General features: G+C 61.0%; 27 protein-coding genes. 13 read left to right on the top strand and 14 right to left on the bottom strand.

Going from position 1 to position 21,214, the window contains the following annotated elements; genetic code table 11:
- Positions 1–84: 84 nt before the first annotated feature.
- The 4 genes from ACP7E3_RS10255 to ACP7E3_RS10240 all read right to left on the bottom strand — a co-directional run bounded on the left by ACP7E3_RS10255 (position 85) and on the right by ACP7E3_RS10240 (position 2,981).
- Positions 85–987 carry an alpha/beta fold hydrolase gene (locus ACP7E3_RS10255; protein WP_057005282.1) on the bottom strand — a complete coding sequence of 301 codons (903 nt, stop codon included), beginning with the start codon at positions 985–987 and terminating at the stop codon, positions 85–87.
- Positions 987–1,769, bottom strand: coding sequence for a class II aldolase/adducin family protein (locus tag ACP7E3_RS10250; protein ID WP_426123042.1), 783 nt, complete (start codon positions 1,767–1,769; stop codon positions 987–989). Before ACP7E3_RS10250 ends, ACP7E3_RS10255 begins: the two co-directional genes overlap by 1 nt.
- A gap of 149 nt (positions 1,770–1,918) precedes the next feature.
- On the bottom strand, positions 1,919–2,605 hold the full coding sequence (locus tag ACP7E3_RS10245) for an LrgB family protein (protein ID WP_017847771.1): 687 nt from the start codon (positions 2,603–2,605) through the stop codon (positions 1,919–1,921).
- On the bottom strand, positions 2,595–2,981 hold the full coding sequence (locus ACP7E3_RS10240; protein WP_046488242.1) for a CidA/LrgA family protein: 387 nt from the start codon (positions 2,979–2,981) through the stop codon (positions 2,595–2,597). Before ACP7E3_RS10240 ends, ACP7E3_RS10245 begins: the two co-directional genes overlap by 11 nt.
- A gap of 98 nt (positions 2,982–3,079) precedes the next feature.
- Between ACP7E3_RS10240 and ACP7E3_RS10235 the strand changes: the two genes are divergently transcribed.
- Positions 3,080–3,976: a LysR family transcriptional regulator gene (locus ACP7E3_RS10235; protein WP_046382098.1), complete on the top strand. Its 897-nt coding sequence runs from the start codon at positions 3,080–3,082 to the stop codon at positions 3,974–3,976.
- On the opposite strand, the gene ACP7E3_RS10230 is transcribed toward ACP7E3_RS10235, so the two are convergent.
- Entirely contained in the window at positions 3,957–4,412 is a 456-nt protein-coding gene (locus tag ACP7E3_RS10230; protein WP_169866124.1) for a flavodoxin, read from the bottom strand. The genes ACP7E3_RS10235 and ACP7E3_RS10230 overlap by 20 nt on opposite strands.
- Before the next feature lie 129 nt (positions 4,413–4,541).
- Here ACP7E3_RS10230 and ACP7E3_RS10225 point away from each other — a divergent pair, with 129 nt between their 5' ends.
- Both ACP7E3_RS10225 and ACP7E3_RS10220 read left to right on the top strand, forming a co-directional pair.
- On the top strand, positions 4,542–5,009 hold the full coding sequence (locus ACP7E3_RS10225) for a PAS domain S-box protein (protein ID WP_017847767.1): 468 nt from the start codon (positions 4,542–4,544) through the stop codon (positions 5,007–5,009).
- Between the two features lie 60 nt (positions 5,010–5,069).
- Complete coding sequence (locus ACP7E3_RS10220; protein ID WP_017847766.1) at positions 5,070–5,675, top strand: hypothetical protein; 606 nt, start codon at positions 5,070–5,072, stop codon at positions 5,673–5,675.
- 3 nt (positions 5,676–5,678) lie between these two features.
- Here the strand turns inward: ACP7E3_RS10220 and ACP7E3_RS10215 are convergent, their stop codons facing one another.
- Complete coding sequence (locus tag ACP7E3_RS10215; protein ID WP_177033829.1) at positions 5,679–6,638, bottom strand: MerR family transcriptional regulator; 960 nt, start codon at positions 6,636–6,638, stop codon at positions 5,679–5,681.
- A gap of 217 nt (positions 6,639–6,855) precedes the next feature.
- On the opposite strand from ACP7E3_RS10215, the gene ACP7E3_RS10210 reads away from it, so the two are divergent.
- The 6 genes from ACP7E3_RS10210 to ACP7E3_RS10185 are packed head-to-tail and all read left to right on the top strand — an operon-like array spanning position 6,856 to position 9,788.
- The gene (locus ACP7E3_RS10210; protein ID WP_046382095.1) at positions 6,856–7,416 is read left to right on the top strand and encodes an antibiotic biosynthesis monooxygenase; all 561 of its coding nucleotides are present in this window, start codon (positions 6,856–6,858) and stop codon (positions 7,414–7,416) included.
- A gap of 56 nt (positions 7,417–7,472) precedes the next feature.
- Entirely contained in the window at positions 7,473–8,183 is a 711-nt protein-coding gene (gene folM / locus ACP7E3_RS10205; RefSeq protein WP_046382094.1) for a dihydromonapterin reductase, read from the top strand.
- A 20-nt stretch (positions 8,184–8,203) separates the two neighbouring features.
- Entirely contained in the window at positions 8,204–8,764 is a 561-nt protein-coding gene (gene folE, locus ACP7E3_RS10200) for a GTP cyclohydrolase I FolE (RefSeq protein ID WP_017847762.1), read from the top strand.
- Between the two features lie 2 nt (positions 8,765–8,766).
- Positions 8,767–9,138 carry a dihydroneopterin triphosphate 2'-epimerase gene (gene folX / locus ACP7E3_RS10195; protein WP_026140129.1) on the top strand — a complete coding sequence of 124 codons (372 nt, stop codon included), beginning with the start codon at positions 8,767–8,769 and terminating at the stop codon, positions 9,136–9,138.
- Between the two features lie 22 nt (positions 9,139–9,160).
- Positions 9,161–9,457 (top strand): DUF1244 domain-containing protein, encoded by a 297-nt coding sequence (locus tag ACP7E3_RS10190; protein WP_017847760.1) that lies wholly within the window; start codon positions 9,161–9,163, stop codon positions 9,455–9,457.
- Complete coding sequence (locus tag ACP7E3_RS10185; protein ID WP_017847759.1) at positions 9,450–9,788, top strand: HopJ type III effector protein; 339 nt, start codon at positions 9,450–9,452, stop codon at positions 9,786–9,788. Before ACP7E3_RS10190 ends, ACP7E3_RS10185 begins: the two co-directional genes overlap by 8 nt.
- 209 nt (positions 9,789–9,997) lie before the next feature.
- Here ACP7E3_RS10185 and trxB read toward each other — a convergent pair whose 3' ends face one another.
- A complete protein-coding gene (gene trxB, locus ACP7E3_RS10180) occupies positions 9,998–10,954 on the bottom strand; it encodes a thioredoxin-disulfide reductase (protein ID WP_017847758.1) in 957 nt (318 codons plus the stop codon).
- 292 nt (positions 10,955–11,246) lie between these two features.
- Here trxB and cysZ point away from each other — a divergent pair, with 292 nt between their 5' ends.
- The 4 genes from cysZ (at position 11,247) to ACP7E3_RS10160 (ending at position 15,351) form a co-directional block, all read left to right on the top strand.
- A complete protein-coding gene (cysZ, locus tag ACP7E3_RS10175; protein WP_017847757.1) occupies positions 11,247–12,002 on the top strand; it encodes a sulfate transporter CysZ in 756 nt (251 codons plus the stop codon).
- Between the two features lie 963 nt (positions 12,003–12,965).
- Positions 12,966–14,144 carry a glycosyltransferase family 4 protein gene (locus tag ACP7E3_RS10170; protein WP_017847755.1) on the top strand — a complete coding sequence of 393 codons (1,179 nt, stop codon included), beginning with the start codon at positions 12,966–12,968 and terminating at the stop codon, positions 14,142–14,144.
- A 264-nt stretch (positions 14,145–14,408) separates the two neighbouring features.
- Complete coding sequence (locus ACP7E3_RS10165) at positions 14,409–14,930, top strand: hypothetical protein (RefSeq protein WP_426123033.1); 522 nt, start codon at positions 14,409–14,411, stop codon at positions 14,928–14,930.
- Positions 14,931–15,171: 241 nt separating this feature from the next.
- Entirely contained in the window at positions 15,172–15,351 is a 180-nt protein-coding gene (locus ACP7E3_RS10160; protein WP_032804636.1) for a hypothetical protein, read from the top strand.
- 49 nt (positions 15,352–15,400) lie between these two features.
- Here ACP7E3_RS10160 and ACP7E3_RS10155 read toward each other — a convergent pair whose 3' ends face one another.
- The 7 genes from ACP7E3_RS10155 to rplU all read right to left on the bottom strand — a co-directional run bounded on the left by ACP7E3_RS10155 (position 15,401) and on the right by rplU (position 21,088).
- On the bottom strand, positions 15,401–16,504 hold the full coding sequence (locus ACP7E3_RS10155; RefSeq protein ID WP_426123031.1) for an NADH:flavin oxidoreductase: 1,104 nt from the start codon (positions 16,502–16,504) through the stop codon (positions 15,401–15,403).
- Between the two features lie 219 nt (positions 16,505–16,723).
- Complete coding sequence (locus ACP7E3_RS10150; RefSeq protein WP_017847752.1) at positions 16,724–17,206, bottom strand: glutathione peroxidase; 483 nt, start codon at positions 17,204–17,206, stop codon at positions 16,724–16,726.
- A 101-nt stretch (positions 17,207–17,307) separates the two neighbouring features.
- On the bottom strand, positions 17,308–17,772 hold the full coding sequence (locus ACP7E3_RS10145; protein WP_017847751.1) for a CreA family protein: 465 nt from the start codon (positions 17,770–17,772) through the stop codon (positions 17,308–17,310).
- Positions 17,773–17,788: 16 nt separating this feature from the next.
- On the bottom strand, positions 17,789–18,907 hold the full coding sequence (gene proB, locus ACP7E3_RS10140) for a glutamate 5-kinase (RefSeq protein WP_057005288.1): 1,119 nt from the start codon (positions 18,905–18,907) through the stop codon (positions 17,789–17,791).
- Between the two features lie 139 nt (positions 18,908–19,046).
- Positions 19,047–20,270, bottom strand: coding sequence for an Obg family GTPase CgtA (cgtA, locus tag ACP7E3_RS10135; RefSeq protein ID WP_017847749.1), 1,224 nt, complete (start codon positions 20,268–20,270; stop codon positions 19,047–19,049).
- A 193-nt stretch (positions 20,271–20,463) separates the two neighbouring features.
- Positions 20,464–20,739: a 50S ribosomal protein L27 gene (gene rpmA, locus ACP7E3_RS10130; protein ID WP_007901871.1), complete on the bottom strand. Its 276-nt coding sequence runs from the start codon at positions 20,737–20,739 to the stop codon at positions 20,464–20,466.
- Positions 20,740–20,773: 34 nt separating this feature from the next.
- Positions 20,774–21,088 (bottom strand): 50S ribosomal protein L21, encoded by a 315-nt coding sequence (gene rplU / locus ACP7E3_RS10125; RefSeq protein WP_017847748.1) that lies wholly within the window; start codon positions 21,086–21,088, stop codon positions 20,774–20,776.
- Positions 21,089–21,214: the final 126 nt, after the last annotated feature.

Raw genomic sequence — 21,214 nt, 5'->3', positions numbered from 1 at the left:
AGTGTCAGGCACGGCGCCTGCGGTCACAATAAATACGGCCACGGCTGAATGGTGCGCGATAAGGCAGCAGGATGATCGCCTGTTTCAGGAATAGGCCATGCGCGGCGGCGCGTGCGCGATCTGCTGTCGAAACTCCAGGTAATGCTTGAGCACCTGCACCGGCGCTTCGATCTGCGGGTAGTGGCCGATATTGGCCAGCAATACCGTGTCGGCGTGGGGCACCAACTGGCGGTAACGCTCGACCATGTGCGCGCCGGAAATCGGGTCGAACTCGCCGTCGATCACCCGCAGCGGCACGTCGCCACGTTGCAGGGCGCCCACCCAACGCTCACGCAGGCGACGGCGCTGGGGAATGTAGTTGATCAGTTTATGCAGGATGCGCGGCCCGTCATTGCAGTCGATCAGGCTCCAGAAATCATCGAGGGCGCTCTCACTGGGGCGGGTCTGTGCGCCGAAGATCTGGCTGAAGCTGTCGGACAAGGCATTGCGCCCAAATGTGCGACCGATCATCCAGCCCAAGGGGCTGAGCAGCAGTTTCTGCACCAGGGCCAGGCGATGGGTTTCGGGGAACAACCCGCCATTGAGGAACACGCAACTGGCCATCTGGAAGCGGCCTTCGTGATGCCGCGCCAATAACTCCTGGGCGACGCTGTCCCCGTAATCATGGGCCAGCACATGCACCGGTTGTCGCACATGCAGGTGGTCGAGCAGCGCCTGTTGCAGATCCGCCTGTTCCAACAGGCAATAGTCGTGATCCAGCGGCTTGGCCGAATCGCCAAACCCGAGCATGTCGCAGGCGATCACCAGGTTGCGCTGGGCCAGGGGCTGCCACAGGTAATGCCAGTCCCAACTGGCGGTCGGGAAGCCATGGATCAGCAGCAGCGGCTCACCCTGCCCGGCCACCCAATAGCGAATGGTGTGGCCACGAAAAACAAAACTCTGGCCGCACTTGCGCCAGGCTCTGAGCGGAATTTCGGCGAGAGGCATCAACTTTTATACCCTGGATCTTGCAGGTCCAATTTACGCAGCAGCGCCGGCCAGGCCAGCGCGCCCCCCATACCTTGGGCGCTCTTTGTGACAGCCGCCACCATCGCCCTGGCCCCGGCGAGAATCTGCGGGTCGATGGCGATCAATTCAACCCCGCCGTTGCGCGCAAGCACTTGGATATCACAGGCGCGCTGAAAGGTGAACATCATCAAGAAGGTGTCGGCGATGGTCGCGCCGCAGGTCAGCAGGCCATGGTTGTGCAGCATCAGGAAATTGTTGTCGCCGAGGTCGGCCTGCAAACGGGCTTTTTCCTCGTGGTTCAGCGCCACGCCTTCGTATGCGTGATAGGCCAGGCTGGACAACACAAACAAGGACTGCTGGCTGATCGGCAGTACGCCCTGCTTCTGCGCAGACACCGCAACCCCCGCCGCCGTATGGGTATGCAACACGCACTCCACGTCGTGGCGCACTTCGTGGATCGCGCTGTGGATGGTGTAGCCGGCCGGGTTGATGTCGTAGGGGCTGTCCATCCGTTTGTTGCCGGCCTGGTCGACCTTGATCAGGCTCGACGCCGTGATCTCGTGAAACATCATCCCATAGGGGTTGATCAGGAAATCATCGGTGCCCGGCACCTTGGCCGAGATATGCGTGAAAATCAGATCATCCCAGTCGTGCAGGGCGACCAGGCGATAGCACGCAGCCAGATCGACGCGCGTCTGCCATTCGGCGGCGCTGACCTGATCTTTGACACTCTGTGGCGATACAACGGGGGCTAGGCTCACGGCAACGACCTCCTTGACGCACTTTCTTATTATTTTTTAAGTGAAGGGTCAGTGTAGTCAGACGTCGTGGCGCAGGTAGTTGCCTTCGCAGCCAGCTTGATGGCCGCACGAGTCAGCCATGAGAATAGTTTAAATCTGTCCAAGTCGCGTCAGAGAAGTGCCGCCAACAAAGGCGCGGCAAACAGGTTGAGCAGCCCCGTCAACACCATCATCAGGCCTGCGACAGAGCCCTCTTCGCCCCCCACTTCATGGGCCCGGCTCACGCCCGCGCCGTGCGCGCCCACCCCAAACAATGCCCCGCGTGCCAAAGGCGTGCGCAGCGGCAGCCACTTGAGCAGCACACCCCCGAGCATGGCGCCGAACACGCCGGTGAACATCACGAACACCGCCGTCAGTTCCGGCACGCCGCCGAGGTCAGAAGACATCGGCATGGCAAACGGTGTGGTGATCGAACGCGGCACCAGCGACATCGTCACCGCACTGTCCAGCGCCAGCGCCTTGGCCAGGCCGAACGAGGTGCCGATGGACGCCGCGCTGCCGGCCAGCATCCCCAGCAGCAAGGCCGACCAATACCGCGCCAGCAAACGTCGCTGCTGCCAGATCGGCACCGCGAACGCCACCGTCACTGGGCCCAGCACCAGCATCAGCCAATGGGTGTCGCTGGCGTATTCGGCATAGGCGGTGTGCATCGGCACGGCCACCGCGAGCAGCAGCGCGGGCACCAGGATCAGCGGCGACAACAGGTAGCGCCCGGTCCGACGGTAGATCCAGCGACTGAAGAAATACGCGCCCAGGGTCAGGGCAAGCCAGAACACTGGCATCAGTTCAAGCTTCATGGCGCAGCTTCCAGCGACACACCAGTTCCACGGTGAAGGCCGTCACCAGCATGACCGCCAGGGTGCTGAAGCCGATCACCAGCAGAATCCGCCAACCGTCATTGCGCACCAGGCCGCCGTAGTCCAGCAGGCTCATCAAGGCCGGAATAAAGAACAACAACATTTCCGCCATCAACACGCCCGCCCCCAGTTGCAGGGCCGCCGGCTTGACCAGACCGGTGGCGAAAGCCGCCAGCAACAGGCCCAGGCCCATCACCCCACCGGGGATGGGCCACGCCAACCAGGCCACCAGTTGCGTACCGAGCAGGTAGATGGCCAGCAGCACGACCAATTCAGTCAGCAGACGGCCGACGTGTTTGAAGCTTAAACGTTTCATGGGCTTTGGGTCCTCGTAGGCCTCCATTTTAGAGAGACCGCTTCCATCCCCACAGCGAATTGTTAGACTGCCAACTATTCCAAACTGGAATCGTACCCATGGAATTCAAACAGCTGCGCAGTTTTGTCGAAGTCATCCACCGCGGCGGTTTTACCCAGGCCGGGAAAACCCTGCACATCAGCCAGTCCGCCGTGAGCAAACAGGTCGCACAGCTGGAACACAGCCTGGGCACGCCGTTGCTCGACCGCATCGGCTCGCAGATCCGCCTGACTGCCGCCGGCCAGGTTGTGCTGCAACGCGCCGAAGCCATGCTGCGCCTGCAGAATGAGTTGCTCAGCGAGCTGGACGACATGCAGCACCTGACCCGTGGCGAGTTGCGCCTGGGCTTGCCGCAGTTGGGCGGCGATACGCTGTTTGCCGACTTGTTCGCCGAGTACCGCCGGCGCTATCCGAACGTCACCATCCAGTTGCTGGAGGGCGGCAGCCGCAGTATCGAGCAGGCGATTTTGAGCGGCGAGCTGGAAGTGGGCGGCAGCTTGAAACCCAGCGACCCGGCATTCGCCTGGCAAGACTTCTGCGATGAACCGCTGGATGCCTTGCTGCCGATGAACCACCCCTTGGCACAGAACGCCCAGGTGCGCCTGGAAGAATTGGCAGACACACCGTTCCTGATGTATCAGCGCAGCTTTGTCTTGAACGACCGCTTGACGCAGGCGTGTCAGCGAGTGGGCTTTACGCCGAAGGAAGGAGGCCGCAGCGGCCAGGCGGATTTTCTCGCCGCCCTGGTCGCGGCCGGTCAAGGCGTGGTGCTGTTGCCCAGCGTGGTCGCTCGCGGGCTGGTGCGGCCCGGGGTGGTGCGCCTCACGCTGAAGGCGCCCGACTTCCTGCGCTGGGACATCGCGTTTGTCTGGCGTGAGGGCGCCTATCTGTCGAAAGCCGCCCAGGCCTGGCTGGCGTTGTTGCGGGAGTTCCCAGTCAGCCGCGCAGGGCAGTGATCAACTTGGCCAGCCAGGGCTCGGCGTCGGTTTCCGGGGTGACGCTTTCGCTGGCGTCCAGGCGCAGCATCGGCTGCACTTCGCGCACGCCCAACTCACTGAACAGCTCACGCATGTGCTCGCCGCCAGCGCAGAAGGTATCGCCATAGCTGGCGTCGCCCAGGCCGATGACCGCGCCCGGCAAACCGCGCCAGGCTGCGGGCAACTGGTCGCGAATGCTCGAATACAGCGGTTGCAGGTTGTCCGGCAGTTCGCCCATGCCGGTGGTGGACGTCACCGCCAGCAACGCCTGCGGGGCAAAGGCCAACACGTCCGCCAGGGTCGCGCGCGGGTTGTGCCAGGCCTCGAAGCCGGCCGATGTAAGGATGCCGGCAGCGTGGCGGGCGACTTCTTCAGCCGTGCCGTACACCGAGCCGGAAAGAATGGCGACTCTCATCAATACTGATCCTGTCATTGAGCGAAAGCCTGGGATATTACCAGCTGGGGCAAATATTTCGGCGCGTGCCGTGCAACATTCAAGACTTGCCATAAACTGGCAGTTCAAGCACACGCCAGGGACCGCGCAATGATTAACGCCAAGCTGCTGCAAATGGTCGTCAACGCTTCCAACGACGGGATTGTCGTGGCCGAGCGGGAAGGCCGGGACAAACCGCTGATCTACGTCAACCCGGCATTCGAGCGCCTGACCGGTTACACCCTGGACGACGTCCTGTATCAGGACTGCCGCTTCCTGCAGTCTGGCGACCGTGACCAACCGGCGCTGATGGCCATTCGCGAAGCACTGGACAGCGGCGGCGCCTGCCGGGAAATCCTGCGCAACTATCGCAAGGACGGCAGCCACTTCTGGAACGAGCTGTCGCTTTCAACGGTGTACAACCATGCCGACAAGCAGACCTATTTCGTCGGCGTGCAAAAGGACGTGACCTTGCAGGTCAAGGCCCAGCAGCGCGTCGCGCAATTGGAGGCGGAGTTGGCGCAGGTCAAGGCCGAGCTGGCAGCGATCAAGGCGACGAGCGGATCTAACAAAACTTAGAAAATGATGTCTTTAGAGCGGATAATGGCGTTTTAACACTCTCCCCCTTGAGCAAGATCAATGCAACGCGACGCGCTTCTGACTCAGGACGAGTTGGATTTCATTCAGGACATGCAGCACAACCCCCAACTCAACCTGCGGGATGCATCGTCGAGCCTGACCGTCAACGGCGCTGCGCAGCTTCGCGATTTGCTCACTCGGCTGGCCGCCCACGATCACGTCACCCTCCAGGCGCAATTCGACAACCAGCAACTCACCTTCCCGCTGCAGTTGGTGGAAGACGAGTTTCATGCCGTGCATTTACGCCTGGGCGTACCGAGCATTTTTGAAGACGGGCCGATGATTCGTCCGTGGCGCCTGGCTCTTGAAACGCCAGTGGCGCTGGAAAATGTCAGGGGCAACCCGAGTGCGCTGTGGGTGCATGAGGTTTCGTTCAAGGGTGTGCTGGTGGAGATCCGTGGCCGGATCAAGACGCCGAAGACCTTTGCCCTGTGGTTCAGCCCTTCCGGCTATGAACGCATTGCACTGCGCGGCACGCTGGAGCGAGAAACCGCACGGGGACTGTTTGCCTATCGCCTGGGCCAGAACAACCCGGATGAGACCGAGCGCCTGCGCCAATTCATCCTGCACCAGCACCGCCTGGTACATCCGCAGATGCACGCCTGATCTTCAGGTATCCAGGTTACCGCTGAGAAATTGCTGCAAGCGCCGTTGCATCAAGCGTCCTTCATTGCCCAGGCAGCCAACGGCGGAGCCCGTCAGATCGGCCTGGGCCAGGTCTGACGCGGCACCGGCAAGAAACAGCGGGCAATCGAGGGTCAACGCCAGGCGGTTCAAACGCCCGGCCAACGCTTGGGTGTGTGAGTAATTGGAGAAGAGGACCAGCGCCTCGGGTTGCGTCTTTTCACACACCAGCGTCAATTCATCGAAAGGCTGCCCCATCCCCAGCACCTTCACGGCCAGATCGTCTCGACCGATCAACAGCCCCGCCACCAGCAATTCCAATTTACGGCACTCGCCGGGAATGGCCGCGAGCAACACCCGTGGCGCCGCTGACGCACACGCCAGTTGCAAACGCTGCAACACCCGCACCCGCAGGAAGTTGTCGAAGAACAGCCATTCACTGGCTTGGCCGAAGCGCCCCTGATGACGCAACAGGTCGTTCCAAAGAGGCATCAGGATGTCCTGGAACGCGACGTTGAGCGGGTAGGTGGCGATCACCTGGTTGTACAGTTGCTCCAGTTGACGATCATCGAACGCGCCCACGGCCAGCACCAGGCGCGCCTGCCATTGCGGCCATTCGCCTAGCTCGACCGTGTCGTGCTCGACACGCACGGCGGCGGCCTGCTGATCGTCACGCGCAAGGATCTTGCCCACTTTGCTCACGGCCACGCCACGCTCGATCCAATCGACAATGCGATGAACCGTTTGAATATCGGCCCTGGAGTACAGACGATGCCCGCTTTCGGTGCGCGTGGGTTGAATCAGGCCGTAACGCCGCTCCCAGGCACGCAGGGTGACCGGGTTGATGCCCGTCAATCTCGACACGTCACGAATCGGAAACAACTCATCGGAATCGGCAGGGCTGGGGGCGGTAGATTCGCGAACAGGAGCAATGATTTCGGGCATCAGAGGTCATGAACGTCCGTTTGAAAGTGAGTCCCATTTAACGCCTTTACCGCGATGTATATCAAGGTGTGTACCTAATGGACCAATGCTGCTGGTGTATTTCTGCAAAACAGGAATAATCCTTGCTTACCGATAAAGCGTCGCTGCAACACCCCCGCAGCGTCGTCTGTGTGCCACCTACCCGGTTCAGCGCACCCGTTCTATTTGGAGATACACAATGTCTACCTCACCCGTCACCCTGATGGTTGCGCGCCGCGTGGCCAAGGGCCGCTACGAAGAGTTGATGGCCTGGCTGCGCGAAGGCGAGCGACTGGCCACTGACTTCCCCGGCTACCTGGGCTCCGGCGTCCTCGCACCACCGCCCCTTGATGATGAATTTCAGATTATTTTCCGCTTCGCCGACGAAAAAACCCTGCATGCCTGGGAATTTTCCGCCTCACGCAGCGCGTGGCTGAGCCGGGGCAGCGAGCTGTTTGCCGACCCGTCCGAGCATCGCGTGCGTGGCATCGATGGCTGGTTCGGGGCTGCGGGTACACGGCCGCCGCGCTGGAAACAGGCGGTGGCGATCTGGCTGGCGTTTTTCCCGGTGTCGTTGCTGTTCAACTTCGGCCTGGGGCCATTGCTCGGCGGGCTGGACCTGTTCAGCCGCGTGCTGGTCAGCACCTTGGCGCTCACTCCGCTGATGGTCTACTTGTTCATTCCACTCTCGACCCACCTGCTGGCCAACTGGTTGCACCCTTCGCCGCCACGCGCCAAGGCCAGCGAAGCCGCGGCGTGAGTACAGGGGGGCTCGTCACTGGTATGATTTGACCCTGCCAGCGACTTGAGCCTCCCATGACTGCAACGAACGCCCCGATCCTGATCACCGGCGCCGGCCAGCGCGTCGGCCTGCATTGTGCCGAACGCCTGCTCGACGAGGGCCACTCGGTGCTTTTCAGCTACCGCAGCGAACGCCCCGGCGTGCAGGCGCTACGCGAGCGTGGTGCGATCGGCGTGTTTGCCGACTTCTCCAGCGAAGCCGGGATTCTTGCGTTTATCGCCGAGTTGAAGCGTCATACCCAAAGCCTGCGCGCGATCATCCACAACGCTTCGGCCTGGATCGCGGAAACCCCAGGCGACGAAAGCCGTGCCTTTACCGACATGTTCAGCGTACACATGCTTGCGCCGTACCTGATCAACCTGCATTGTTCACCCTTGCTGCATCGCTCTTCACCCGCCGACATCGTGCATATCAGCGATGATGTGGTGCGCAAGGGCAGCCGCCAGCACATCGCCTACTGCGCCACCAAGGCCGGGCTCGACAGCCTCACGCTGTCGTTTGCCGCGCAGTTTGCGCCGCTGATCAAAGTCAACGGCATCGCCCCGGCGATGGTGATGTTCAACGAAGGCGACGACGCGGCCTACCGTACCCAAGTACTGGCCAAGTCGGCACTGGGCATCGAGCCCGGGCCCGAGGTGATTTACCAGAGCGTGCGTTACCTGCTGGACAACCCCTACGTCACCGGTACCACCCTGACCGTCAACGGTGGGCGGCATATCAAGTAAGCCGTTTGTGAGGATGTTGTATGACCTTATCCCTGCCCCACCACTATCGCGAGATCCTTAAAGGCCTGGGTGAAGACCCGGAACGCGAAGGCCTGCTCGACACCCCCAAGCGTGCCGCCAAAGCCATGCAATACCTGTGTCATGGCTACGAGCAAAACCTCGAAGAGATCGTCAACGGTGCGCTGTTCGCCTCCGACAATGACGAGATGGTGATCCTCAAGGACATCGAACTGTACTCGCTCTGCGAGCACCACCTGCTGCCCTTTATCGGCAAGGCTCATGTGGCCTATATTCCGACCGGCAGAGTGCTGGGCCTGTCGAAGCTGGCGCGCATCGTCGACATGTTCGCGCGGCGCCTGCAGATCCAGGAAAACCTCACGCGGCAAATCGCCGACGCCATCCAGGACGTGACCCAGGCCTCCGGCGTGGCGGTGGTGATCGAAGCCAAGCACATGTGCATGATGATGCGCGGCGTGGAAAAACAGAATTCAACCATGAACACCTCGGTGATGCTCGGCGCGTTCCGCGAGTCGAACACCACGCGCATGGAGTTCCTGCAACTGATTGGACGGAGCAAGTAGCAATGCCACAACTTCAACCAGGCATGGCGCGCATCCGGGTCAAGGACCTGTGCCTGCGCACCTATATCGGCATCAACGAGGATGAAATCCTCAACAAGCAGGATGTGCTGATCAACCTGACCATCCTGTATGCCGCCCAGGACGCCGTGCGCGACAACGATATCGACCACGCGTTGAATTACCGCACCATCACCAAGGCGATCATTGCCCACGTCGAAGGCAACCGCTTCGCCCTGCTGGAGCGCCTGACCCAGGAACTGCTGGACCTGGTGATGAGCAACGAGTCGGTGCTGTATGCCGAAGTCGAAGTGGACAAGCCCCACGCGCTGCGCTTTGCCGAGTCGGTGTCGATTACCCTGGCGGCCAGCCGCTAACCCCTGGATTTACGTGAGCCCTATGACCGATCAACAACGCCTCGAACTCGAAGCCGCCGCCTTTCGGCGGCTGGTCGCACACCTGGACAGCCGCAAGGATGTGCAGAATATCGACCTGATGAACCTCGCCGGCTTCTGCCGCAACTGCCTGTCCAAGTGGTACAAGGCCGAGGCCGACGAGCGCCAGATCGCGCTGAGCCTCGATGACGCGCGTGAAGTGGTGTACGGCATGCCGTATGCCGAGTGGAAAGCCCAATACCAGCAAGAAGCCAGCGCCGAACAACAGGCGGCGTTCGCCAAAGGAAAACCCCATGACTGACCTGAACACCCTGCGCGCCAGCCTCGACAGCGGAGAACATCTCTTCGCCGACACCTTGGCCTTCGTTGCCGCCGGTTACGACTACCAGCCGCAAGCCTTCACCAACGGCACCGTGGAAAACGCCGCCGGGCAGAACGAAGGTTCGTGCAAAACCCTGGGCCTGGCCTTGCTGGAAGGGTTGAGCGACCAGCACGCCTTGTTGGCGTTTGGCGAGCATTACCGTTCGGTGGTCGCCACGCCTGAGGGCAGTGACCATGGCAATATTCGGGCGTTGATCGCGCATGGGTTGGCGGGGGTGAAGTTTGACCAGCAACCTCTGACTCGCCGCTGATCCAACGTGCAAACCCGATTTAATGTGGGAGCTGGCTTGCCTGCGATGGCGGCGGTAAATCCTGCATAGACGTTGGCTGATACACCGCTATCGCAGGCAAGCCAGCTCCCACAGTGATTGGATTACCAAATTGAGATAGCGATGGATCATCAAATCCCGCGCATAAAAAACCGGCTTTCGCCGGTTTTTTCATTTCAGCGGGTTCAGACCTAAGCGTTCTGCAAACCGTCGAGGTAACGCTCGGCATCCAGGGCCGCCATGCAACCGGCGCCGGCCGAGGTGATGGCCTGGCGGTACACGTGGTCAGCCACGTCACCGGCGGCGAAGATGCCTTCGATGTTGGTCGCCGTGGCATTGCCTTCGCGACCGCCCTGCACCACCAGGTAACCGTCTTTGGCGTCCAGCACGCCTTCGAACAACGAAGTGTTCGGCGTGTGGCCGATGGCGATGAACACGCCGTCGACTGTCAGCTCGTCGAAGCTGCCGTCGTTGTTTTTCAGGCGCGCACCGGTCACGCCCATGTTGTCGCCGAGGACTTCATCCAGGGTGGCGTTGAGCTTGAGGATGATCTTGCCTTCTGCGACACGCGCGTGCAGCTTGTCGATCAGGATCTTCTCGGCGCGGAAGGTTTCGCGACGGTGAATCAGGGTCACGGTGCTGGCGATGTTGGCCAGGTACAGCGCCTCTTCCACGGCCGTGTTGCCACCGCCGACCACAGCGACCGGCTTGTTGCGGTAGAAGAAACCGTCGCACGTCGCGCAGGCGGACACGCCCTTGCCCATGAACGCTTCTTCCGACGGCAGGCCCAGGTAACGGGCGCTGGCGCCGGTCGCGATGATCAGCGCGTCACAGGTGTAGACGCCGCTGTCGCCGGTCAGGCTGTAAGGCTTTTTCGAGAAGTCGACCTGGTTGATGTGGTCAAACACGATCTCGGTTTCGAAGCGCTCGGCGTGCTCTTTCATACGCTCCATCAGCACCGGGCCGGTCAGACCGTGGACGTCGCCCGGCCAGTTGTCGACTTCAGTGGTGGTGGTCAACTGACCGCCCGCTTGCATGCCGGTGATCAGCAGTGGCTTGAGGTTGGCTCGGGCAGCGTAGACGGCAGCGCTGTAACCGGCAGGGCCGGAACCGAGAATAATCACTCGCGAATGACGGGTATCAGACATGACTCGCTCCTGTCGACCGCCCGGACAACAAGGCGGCTGGAATAAAAAAGGACCGCGAAGCACTTGGGGAAGGCTTGAACTCGCAGATCCTGAAAATAATGGGTGCAGCGTATAGAGGGGGGCAAGATTAAGGAAATACGGAATAACAATCCAGCTCATAGGCAGTATCTATGCAGCAGGCCCAGCTGATCGACGCGTTTGTTTCTGCTGATGTCCTGGCATTGCGCGTGCTTTCGTCCTGAAGGCAAAGCCGGTAAGGTCGGCGCGTTCGTCATTCTGCTCGGAGTTCTCCATGCCCGCCCCTGTTCTTTCCGGTCCGCAATACCTGCGTGAAGGCCTCAAACTGGTGTTGAGCCCCGGCCTGCGCCTGTTTGTGCTGCTGCCGCTGGCGATCAACCTGGTGCTGTTCGTCGGCCTGATCTATTTCGCCGGCCATCAGTTCAGCCTGTGGGTCGACGCGTTGATGCCGACGCTGCCCGGCTGGCTGAGTTTCCTCAGCTATATCCTGTGGCCGCTGTTCGTGGTGCTGGTGGTGTTGATGGTGTTTTTCACCTTCACCATGCTCGCCAATGTCATCGCTGCGCCGTTCAACGGTTTTCTCGCGGAGAAAGTTGAGGTGGTGGTGCGTGGCACCGACGATTTCCCGCCGTTCAGTTGGGCCGAGCTGGTGGCGATGGTCCCGCGCACCCTGGCGCGGGAGATGCGCAAGCTGGGCTACTTCCTGCCGCGGGCCATCGGCCTGTTTATCCTGTCGTTCATTCCGGTGGTCAACCTGATCGCCGCGCCGTTGTGGCTGCTGTTCGGCGTGTGGATGATGGCGATTCAATACATCGACTACCCGGCCGACAACCACAAGCTGGGCTGGAACGAAATGCTCGCCTGGCTGCGCCAGAAACGCTGGCAGAGCATGAGCTTCGGCGGCAGCGTCTACCTGGTGCTGCTGGTGCCGGTGGTCAACCTGCTGATGATGCCGGCGGCGGTGGCCGGGGCGACGTTGTTCTGGGTGCGCGAGCAAGGTGCCGAGACGGCGTTGAACACACCGCGATAACGGTACGCTGGCCGGTCGACCGTTGCCGGAACTGATTGTTTTTTGAGGCCACACAACCTGAGCCGACCTTGGGGCAACCGAGGTCGGCAACCAAACCCGTGACAACAGGAGCCTCATAATGATCAGCACGCTTCCCAACCTGCCAACAAACACAGGACTCAGGATCGACCCGTCTCCCATCGGGCCATCCCGCACCCCACCCAGCGTCCCGCCATCAAAACCAGGACCCAGGTTCGGGCCAATGCTTCCCGACTTTCCATTCAGGGACCAGAATACAAAACCACCAGGCCTGCCCGGCCCGCTTCCCGACTTTCCATCCAGGGACCAGAATCCAAAACCACCAGGCAGGCCCGGCCCGCTTCCCGACTTTCCATCCAGGGACCAGAATCCAAAACCACCAGGCAGGCCCCGCCCGCTTCCCGACTTTCCATCCAGGGACCAGAATCCAAAACCACCAGGCAGGCCCGGCCCGCGTCCCGACTTTCCATTCAGGGACCAGAATACAAAACCACCAGGCCTGCCCGGCCCGCTTCCCGACTATCCATCCAGGGACCAGAATACAAAACCACCAGGCAGGCCCGGCCCGCTTCCCGACTTTCCATTCAGGGACCAGAATACAAAACCACCAGGCCTGCCCGGCCCGCTTCCCGACTTTCAATCCAGGGACCAGAATACAAAACCAACAGACAGTAGCTCGATCAGCGTGCCCCCAAACGCGAACGGGACTCTGAACCCTGGCGACCGTGAATTCGGCCCGCAAAATAAAGTGCTCGGTGTGCAAGATACGAGCTATGTCACGCCGTCTAAAATCACCTTCTGAGCCCCCCAGGCCAGCGATCTGCACAGAGCCGAAGGGCTCTGTGCTTAAAGGATTGGCGCATTGCCGCCTGCCGCCAATGCCCGTCATAAATCCATCATCTGTATGACACATCGGCGACACAGCCCACAGCGACACTGTGGGTCATGACGACAGCTTCGCTTCACATCACTCTGATTACCGAAACCTTCCCGCCAGAGATCAACGGGGTGGCCAATACATTGGGTCGCCTGTGCGAGGGTTTGCGCGCGCGCGGCCATCAGGTCGAACTGGTGCGCCCGCGCCAAGGCATTGACCAAAGCCGCCCCAGCGACAACGAATTGCTGCTGTGCCGCGGTTGGCCGCTGCCCGGCTATCCAGGCCTGCAATGGGGCCAGTCGTCGATGCACAAGCTGCTGCGCCGCTGGACACGCCAACGCCCGGACGTGCTGTATATCGCCACAGAAGGACCGCTCGGGTTGTCGGCACTACGTGCAGCGCGTCGCTTGGGGATCAGCGTGGTCAGCGGTTTTCACACCAATTTCCAGCAGTACTCGAACCAGTACGGCCTGAGCATGTTGAGCCGCGTGGTCACGCACTACCTGCGCTGGTTTCATAACCGCTCGACCTTGACCCTGGTACCCAGCGCCAGCCAACGCCTGGAGCTGGAGCGCCGCCACTTCGAACGCCTGGGGATGTTGTCGCGCGGGGTCGACAGCCAGTTGTTCCACCCGGCCAAGCGCGATAACGCCTTGCGCGAAAGCTGGGGCCTGGGCAATGACGATATTGCAGTGCTGCACGTCGGGCGCCTGGCGCAGGAAAAGAACCTGGGCATGCTCAAGCGCTGCTTCGATGCCTTGCGCAGTACTTATCCACAGCGTCGCCTGCAACTGATCGTGGTCGGCGACGGACCGCAACGCGCGTTGCTCGAGCACGACCTGCCGCACGCCATATTCTGCGGCACCCAGCGCGGCGAAGAACTGGCGCGACACTACGCCTCGGGAGACCTGTTCCTGTTTCCCAGCCTGACCGAAACCTTCGGCAACGTGGTGTTGGAAGCCATGGCCTCCGGGCTCGCGGTGGTGGCATATGACCAGGCGGCCGCGACCCAGCATATCCGCCACGGTTACAACGGCGTGCTGGCGATGCCCGGCGATGAGGAAGCGTTCTGCGACGCGGCCAATTGGCTGCTGGAAGATCGCGAGCATTTGCGCAGGGCCCGCCTCAATGCGCGCCATCATGCCAGTCACCAGGGCTGGCCGGCGATCATCGAGCAGTTCGAGAACCAGTTACGCGATGTGTGCGCAGAACCGTTGGCTGCTCCAACGCAGCCTTATGTTCGTTGAACGATCTGCGAATAACGTCAGTTAGTTCGCCTTCCCTCCAGCCTTCCCCCTGAATAACGGCTTCAACATTAGGATTTTTTACCTGAAGCCATCGGAGTCGGCGCGCCACAACAGGATATTTCCGGAACGTCGCGCGATTTATCGCCACCTACATGACACCTGCCAAGGAAGAGGTGTCTGTCTCTGGACGCACTCAAAAAAGGCAGGTCATTCATGATGACACATTAATTAGAGAGCACTATGTCGACACTGATAAATGGATCAATGGCGCTGCGATTCCAACCGTTCAACACGCCCACTCAAGGGCCGACAGACACCTGCCCATCCAACAGCGCCCAGAACGATCACGGACGACCGTCACACCCACAACCCTATAACGCGAACCACGGCTGGAACCGCCCGCAGCCGGCACGTCCGGGCAACCAGTGGCAACGCCCGCAACCGTCGCGCCCTGGAAACGATTGGCAGCCGCCACAGAACGACTGGCAGCGCCCGCCACAGAACGGCGGCTATCGCCCGCAACCCACACACCCTGGAAACAACTGGCAGCCGCCGCAGAATGACTGGCAGCGTCCGCCGCACAACGACGGCTATCGCCCGCAACCCACACGCCCGGAAAACAACTGGCAGCCGCCGCAGAATCAATGGGAACGTCCGCACAACGGCGGCGGCTATCGCCCACAGTTCACTGACCGCCCGTCAACGCATGACGGTCAAGCATCCTACGCCACCACGCAATATGCAGCGGTCCATTCCGAACGGGCGGAAGATGCCTACTACGGTTAATCCGGATAGGCCAACAACAAGACAATAGGCCTTGAAAAACCCAACGCGCTGAAAACCGGCGGGAGGCCGGGCGCTGTCTACCCGGCCTCCCGCCCGAGCTAGCGGACCGTGTTGCACACCGATTGCCATAGGTTGCGCAAGGTTTACTCGATATTTCCCCCTGGAACGGCGAACGGTGGATGACCAATCATTGATACCTGCTGCTAACGCAGGTCCCTTAGATCAATGGAGACCCTGAGATATGGCAATTTACGGAATGGGAGTGCGCAATGGCATCAACATGCCAACCGCAGAGTGGACGCGTCAGCAACAATGGCTGGATCAGTCTCGAGCAGCACCGCCCACTTATGACCAGGCTGCGCGCCAAGACGGGCACAAGACCGATCACCGCCAGGAGCTGCGCAAGTCAGTAGAGTATTGACCGCTCCAACTGAACAGCTCCCGGTGGCAACCACCGGGAGCCCGGCCCGTTACACCAGGGTCGTCAACGCCTCTCGACTGAACGGCAGGATGTCGCCCTCGCGGTGTTCGCGGACCTTCACCGCCCAATCCGGGTCCACCAGCAGGGCACGGCCGACGGCGACCAGGTCAAACTCATCGTTGTTCAAACGCTCCAGCAGCTTCTCCAGGCTGGCCGGTCGCGCAACCTTGTCAGTGTTGACCATAAACTGCAGGAACTCGCCATCCAGGCCGACGCTGCCGACAGTGATGGTCGGCTTGCCGGTGAGCTGGCGGGTCCAGCCGGCCAGGTTGAGGTTGGAACCTTCGAACTCCGGCTCCCAGAAGCGCCGGGTGGAGCAGTGGAAAATATCCACGCCGGCGTCGGACAGCGGCTTGAGAAACTCGCCCAAAGCCTCGGGGGTTTGCACCAGGCGCGCGGTGTAGTCCTGCTGCTTCCACTGGGAAAAACGCAGGATGATCGGAAAATCCGGGCCGACGGCGGCACGGATGGCCTGGATCAGTTCGATGGCAAAACGCGAACGGTTGGCCAGGCTGCCGCCGTATTCGTCGCTGCGCTGGTTGCTGCCTTCCCAGAAGAACTGGTCCACCAGGTAACCATGGGCGCCGTGGATCTCCACGCCGTCCATGCCGATGCGCTGGGCGTCCCTGGCCGCCTGGGCGAAGGCGGCAATCACGTCCTTGATGTCCTGATGGGTCATGCCGTGGACAACCACGTTGCCATCCTTGAGTTTTTCCATCGGTCCGTAGGCCGGTACGCTGGCATCCGGCTCGGTACCGATGCGGCGCACGCTGCCCACATGCCACAACTGCGGGACGATCTTGCCGCCTTCGGCATGCACGGCATCGACCACTTTCTTCCAGCCCGCCAGCGCCGCTTCACCATAGAAGTGCGGGACATTGGGATAGCCGTTGGACGCCGGGTGATCGACCACGGTGCCTTCGGTGATGATCAGGCCCACACCCGCCGCGGCGCGGCGGCGGTAGTACTCGATGACTTTGGAATTGGGGACACCGCCCGGGGAAAACGAACGGGTCATCGGCGCCATTACCACACGACTCGACAGTTGCAGCGTTCCGAGGTGGAACGGTTTGAACAAGGCTTGGACAGGCATGGCAACACTCCACGAAAGACGGTTTTTATGATGCCGATAATATGGCGCGTGCAGCGTGCTGAGTAGCACTATTGATCAGGGTGATTAAGGCTTAGAAATGCCGGACACCTGTAGGAGCGAGCTGGCTCGCGAAAATCGTCAACGATAACGCGTTCATACTGGATCAACGCGGTGCGCCTGGATTTTTCGCGAGCACGCTCACGCCTACAGGTCAGGGGATCAGCTCAGGGCTTTTTCGATGGCCTGGACGACGGCCGGATCATCCGGTGCCGTTCGCGGCGAGAAACGCGCAAGCACCCGCCCGTCTTTGCCCAGCAGGAATTTCTCGAAGTTCCAGGTGATGTCCCCAGGAAACTCGGCGCCCTCGCCCGCCAACAAGCGGTACAACTGGTGACGCTCAGGGCCGTTCACATCGAGTTTGCTGCCCAGCGGAAAGCTCACCCCGTAATTGAGGCTGCAGAATTCCTGGATGTCTTTCTCGGTCCCCGGTTCCTGGCCCGCAAACTGGTTGCAGGGCAGGCCGAGTACGGTAAACCCCTGGTCCTTGTACTGCTGATAGAGGTTTTCCAACGCCGCGTATTGCGGGGTCAAGCCACATTTGGAGGCCACGTTGACCACCAGCACAACTTTGCCCTTGAAGGGCGCCAGTGGCAGCTCTTGTCCGTCCAACGCTTTGAGTTTCAGGTCGTGGAAAGCACTCATGACGAACTCCAGATATCCCATGTTCTTTGCATTGCGGCTCTTCGAGATTACAACCCGCAAGCCTGCAATCATAGACGCCGATTACAAAACTCGCCTGCGGATCACTGCGCGGTCGGCCACGGCAAAATCGGAATCGCGGTAACGGCGTTCTGCGGGCTGCCTTCGATCAGGCGGTCGCTGTAGACCAGGTACACCAGGGTATTGCGCTTCTTGTCGAGGAAGCGCACCACCTGCATGGTCTTGAACACCAGCGACGTGCGTTCCTTGAACACTTCGTCGCCATCCTTGAGTTCTCCCTTGAAGCGGATCGGCCCGACCTGGCGACAGGCAATCGACGCCTCGGAGCGGTCTTCGGCCAGGCCCAGGCCGCCTTTGACGCCGCCGGTCTTGGCGCGGGACAGGTAGCAGGTCACGCCATCGACCTTGGGGTCGTCGAAGGCTTCGACCACGATCCGGTCGTTGGGGCCGACAAACTTGAACACCGTCGACACCTGGCCGATCTCTTCGGCCGACGCCAGCAACGGCATGGCCAACAGCAGGCCGAGCAATCCCTTCATCACACGCATCGTGTATTCCTTTCGTTTAAACCAGAATCAGGTTGTCGCGGTGGACCAGTTCCGGTTCCGCCATGTAACCCAACAGACCGACAATCGCCTCAGACGACTGCCCGATGATTTTCTGCGCTTCCAGCGCGCTGTAGTTGGCCAGGCCGCGGGCGATCTCACGACCGTCCGGCGCCACGCACACCACCATCTCGCCACGGCGGAAGCTGCCCTGCACCAACTTGACGCCCACCGGCAGCAGGCTCTTGTGACCCAGGGACAACGCCGCCACGGCACCATCGTCGAGTACCAGGGTGCCGCGGGTCTGCAAATGCCCGGCCAGCCACTGCTTGCGCGCGGCCAGCATGCCGCGTTCCGGCGACAGCAGCGTACCGATGCGCTCACCGGCCTTGAGGCGGTCGAGCACGCGCTCCAGGCGCCCGCCGACGATGATCGTGTGGGCTCCCGAACGCGCCGCCAGGCGCGCCGCACGCAGTTTGGTCTGCATGCCGCCACGGCCCAGCGCGCCGCCGACGCTGCCGGCCACGGCGTCCAGCGCCGGGTCATCGGCGCGGGCTTCGTAGATCAATTTGGCGTCGGGGTTGGTGCGCGGGTCGGCGTCGAACATGCCGTCGCGGTCGGTGAGGATCACCAACAGGTCGGCTTCCACCAGGTTGGCCACCAGAGCGGCCAGGGTGTCGTTGTCGCCGAAACGGATTTCGTCGGTGACCACCGTGTCGTTTTCGTTGATCACCGGGATCGCCTTGAGCTCCACCAGCGCGCGCAACGTACTGCGGGCGTTGAGGTAGCGCTTGCGGTCGGACAGGTCGTCATGGGTCAGCAGGATCTGCGCGGTGTGAAGGCCGTGCTCGGCGAAGCTGGATTCCCAGGCTTGCACCAGGCCCATCTGACCGATGGCGGCAGCGGCTTGCAGTTCGTGCATCGCGCTGGGTCGCGCGGTCCAGCCGAGGCGGCTCATCCCGGCGGCAACCGCTCCGGACGAGACCAGCACCAACTCGACGCCGGCCTCATGCAAGGCCACCATCTGCTCGACCCACACGCTCATGGCTGCGCGATCCAGCCCTTTGCCATCCGCCGTCAGCAACGCACTTCCGATCTTTACGACCCAGCGCTGCGCACCTGTCACTTTGCTCCGCATCATCTTCAACCTTAGTTAGAGGGCGGGACGCGACCCAGCGCCGCCCATAACGTTATTCGTGACTACATTCGTGACTGCAGGTATCCCCAGATACCAAAACGCCGCTCGAGTGAGCGGCGCTTAAGTTTACTGCAACGAATCAGTCGCGCACGTAAATGATTTCCGGACCGTCTTCATCATCCACGTCTTCTTCGTCCCAATCATCGTCGCCGATGTCATGGACCGACTTCACGCCGCTGCGGCGCAAGGCACGCTGGTCGTCCAGGGCTTGCAGCTGGGCGCGGGCTTCGTCTTCGATGCGCTGGTCGAGCTCGGCGAGTTCGGCCTTGAACACCGGGTCGGCCGCCAGGCGGTCGGCGCGGTCTTCCAGGTAACGCATGATGTCGCGGGTCAGGCGTTCGGTGCCTTCTTTGGCGATGGCCGAGATCACGTAGACCGGACCGGTCCACTCCAGGCGATCGACGATTTCCTTGACGCGCTCCTCGTGCTCTTCCTCGAGGATCTGGTCGCACTTGTTCAGCACCAGCCAGCGATCACGCTCAGCCAGGGACGGGCTGAACTTGGTCAGTTCGTTGACGATCACTTCGGCGGCGTCCGGTGCGCTGGTGTCATCCAGCGGCGCCATGTCGACGAGGTGCAGCAGCAAACGGGTACGCGACAAGTGCTTGAGGAAACGGATACCCAGGCCCGCACCTTCGGAAGCCCCTTCGATCAGGCCGGGAATGTCGGCGATCACGAAGCTTTTCCAACGGTCGACGCTGACCACGCCCAGGTTTGGCACCAGGGTGGTGAACGGGTAGTCGGCGACTTTCGGCTTGGCGGCCGAGACCGAGCGGATGAAGGTACTTTTGCCGGCGTTCGGCAGGCCCAACAGGCCCACGTCGGCCAGTACTTTCATTTCCAGTTTGAGGTCACGCTGCTCGCCCGGCTTGCCTGGCGTGGTCTGGCGTGGCGCACGGTTGGTACTGGACTTGAAACGGGTGTTACCCAGACCGTGCCAGCCGCCCTGCACAACCATCAGCTTCTGGCCGGCCTTGGTCAGGTCGCCGATCACTTCCTGGGTCGCGGAGTCGATGATCGTGGTGCCGACCGGTACGCGCAGCACCATGTCTTCACCTTTTTTACCGGTGCAATCGGTGCTGCCGCCGTTGGAACCACGCTCGGCATCGAAGTGCCGGGTGTAACGGTAGTCCACCAGGGTGTTGAGGTTTTCGTCGGCCATCATGTAGATGGAACCGCCGTCACCGCCGTCACCGCCGTTGGGGCCACCGTTTTCGATGAATTTTTCGCGACGGAAACTCATGCAACCGTTACCGCCGTCGCCTGCTTTTACTCGGATGGAAACTTCATCAACGAACTTCATAACAAAACGCCTCTCGCCGCACGGACGAGCTTAAGAAACCAAGACATAAGACTCTTGCAAAAATGAGCGCAGCGACCTCAATCAACGACCGCGAATCCAGCGCTTGAGCTCATTACAAACAGCTTTGCAAGAGACTCACTCCACAAACGAAAAAGCCCCGTCGCGAGACAGGGCTTTTCCAGCAACTACGTAATTATGCCGCGACGACGTCAGTCTTCGGGACGATGCTCACGTAACGGCGACCGAAGGCGCCTTTTACTTCGAACTTGATCACGCCGTCGATTTTAGCGAACAGAGTGTGATCTTTACCCATGCCAACACCGTAACCGGCGTGGAATTGGGTGCCGCGCTGACGCACGATGATGTTGCCCGGAATGATAACCTGGCCGCCATACATCTTCACGCCAAGGCGTTTGGCTTCTGAGTCGCGACCGTTACGGGTACTACCACCAGCTTTTTTGTGTGCCATGAGTCAATTCTCCTAGTGAGGAATTAGGCTGAAATTAAGCCTGAATACCGGTGATTTTGATCTCGGTGTACCACTGGCGGTGGCCCATACGCTTCATGTGGTGCTTACGACGACGGAACTTGATGATGCGGACTTTATCGTGACGACCTTGGGAGATCACTTCAGCCACAACGGTAGCGCCAGCAACAACTGGAGCGCCAATGTTCACGTCATCGCCATTGGCGACCAACAGAACGCGATCAAAAGTCACGGAGTCGCCGGTAGCGAGTTCCAGTTTTTCGATCTTCAGGTATTCACCTGGGGCGACCTTGTATTGCTTGCCACCAGTAACAATTACTGCGTACGACATGGTATTTCTCCGATAATCCTGCTCACCCAGCGCTTTATAAGAAGAGGTATTGGCTGGCATGGCTGCATGGGATGGACGTCCCGAATGCAATTGCGTAAGGCAGGTGCTGCCCAGGAAGTTCAGGGT

This window comes from Pseudomonas sp. PSPC2-3, from assembly GCF_049898265.1.
Taxonomy (GTDB): Bacteria; Pseudomonadota; Gammaproteobacteria; order Pseudomonadales; family Pseudomonadaceae; genus Aquipseudomonas; species Aquipseudomonas veronii.
The sequence above is the reverse complement of the archived record's forward strand: the minus strand, read 5'-3'. Positions and strand labels throughout refer to the sequence as shown.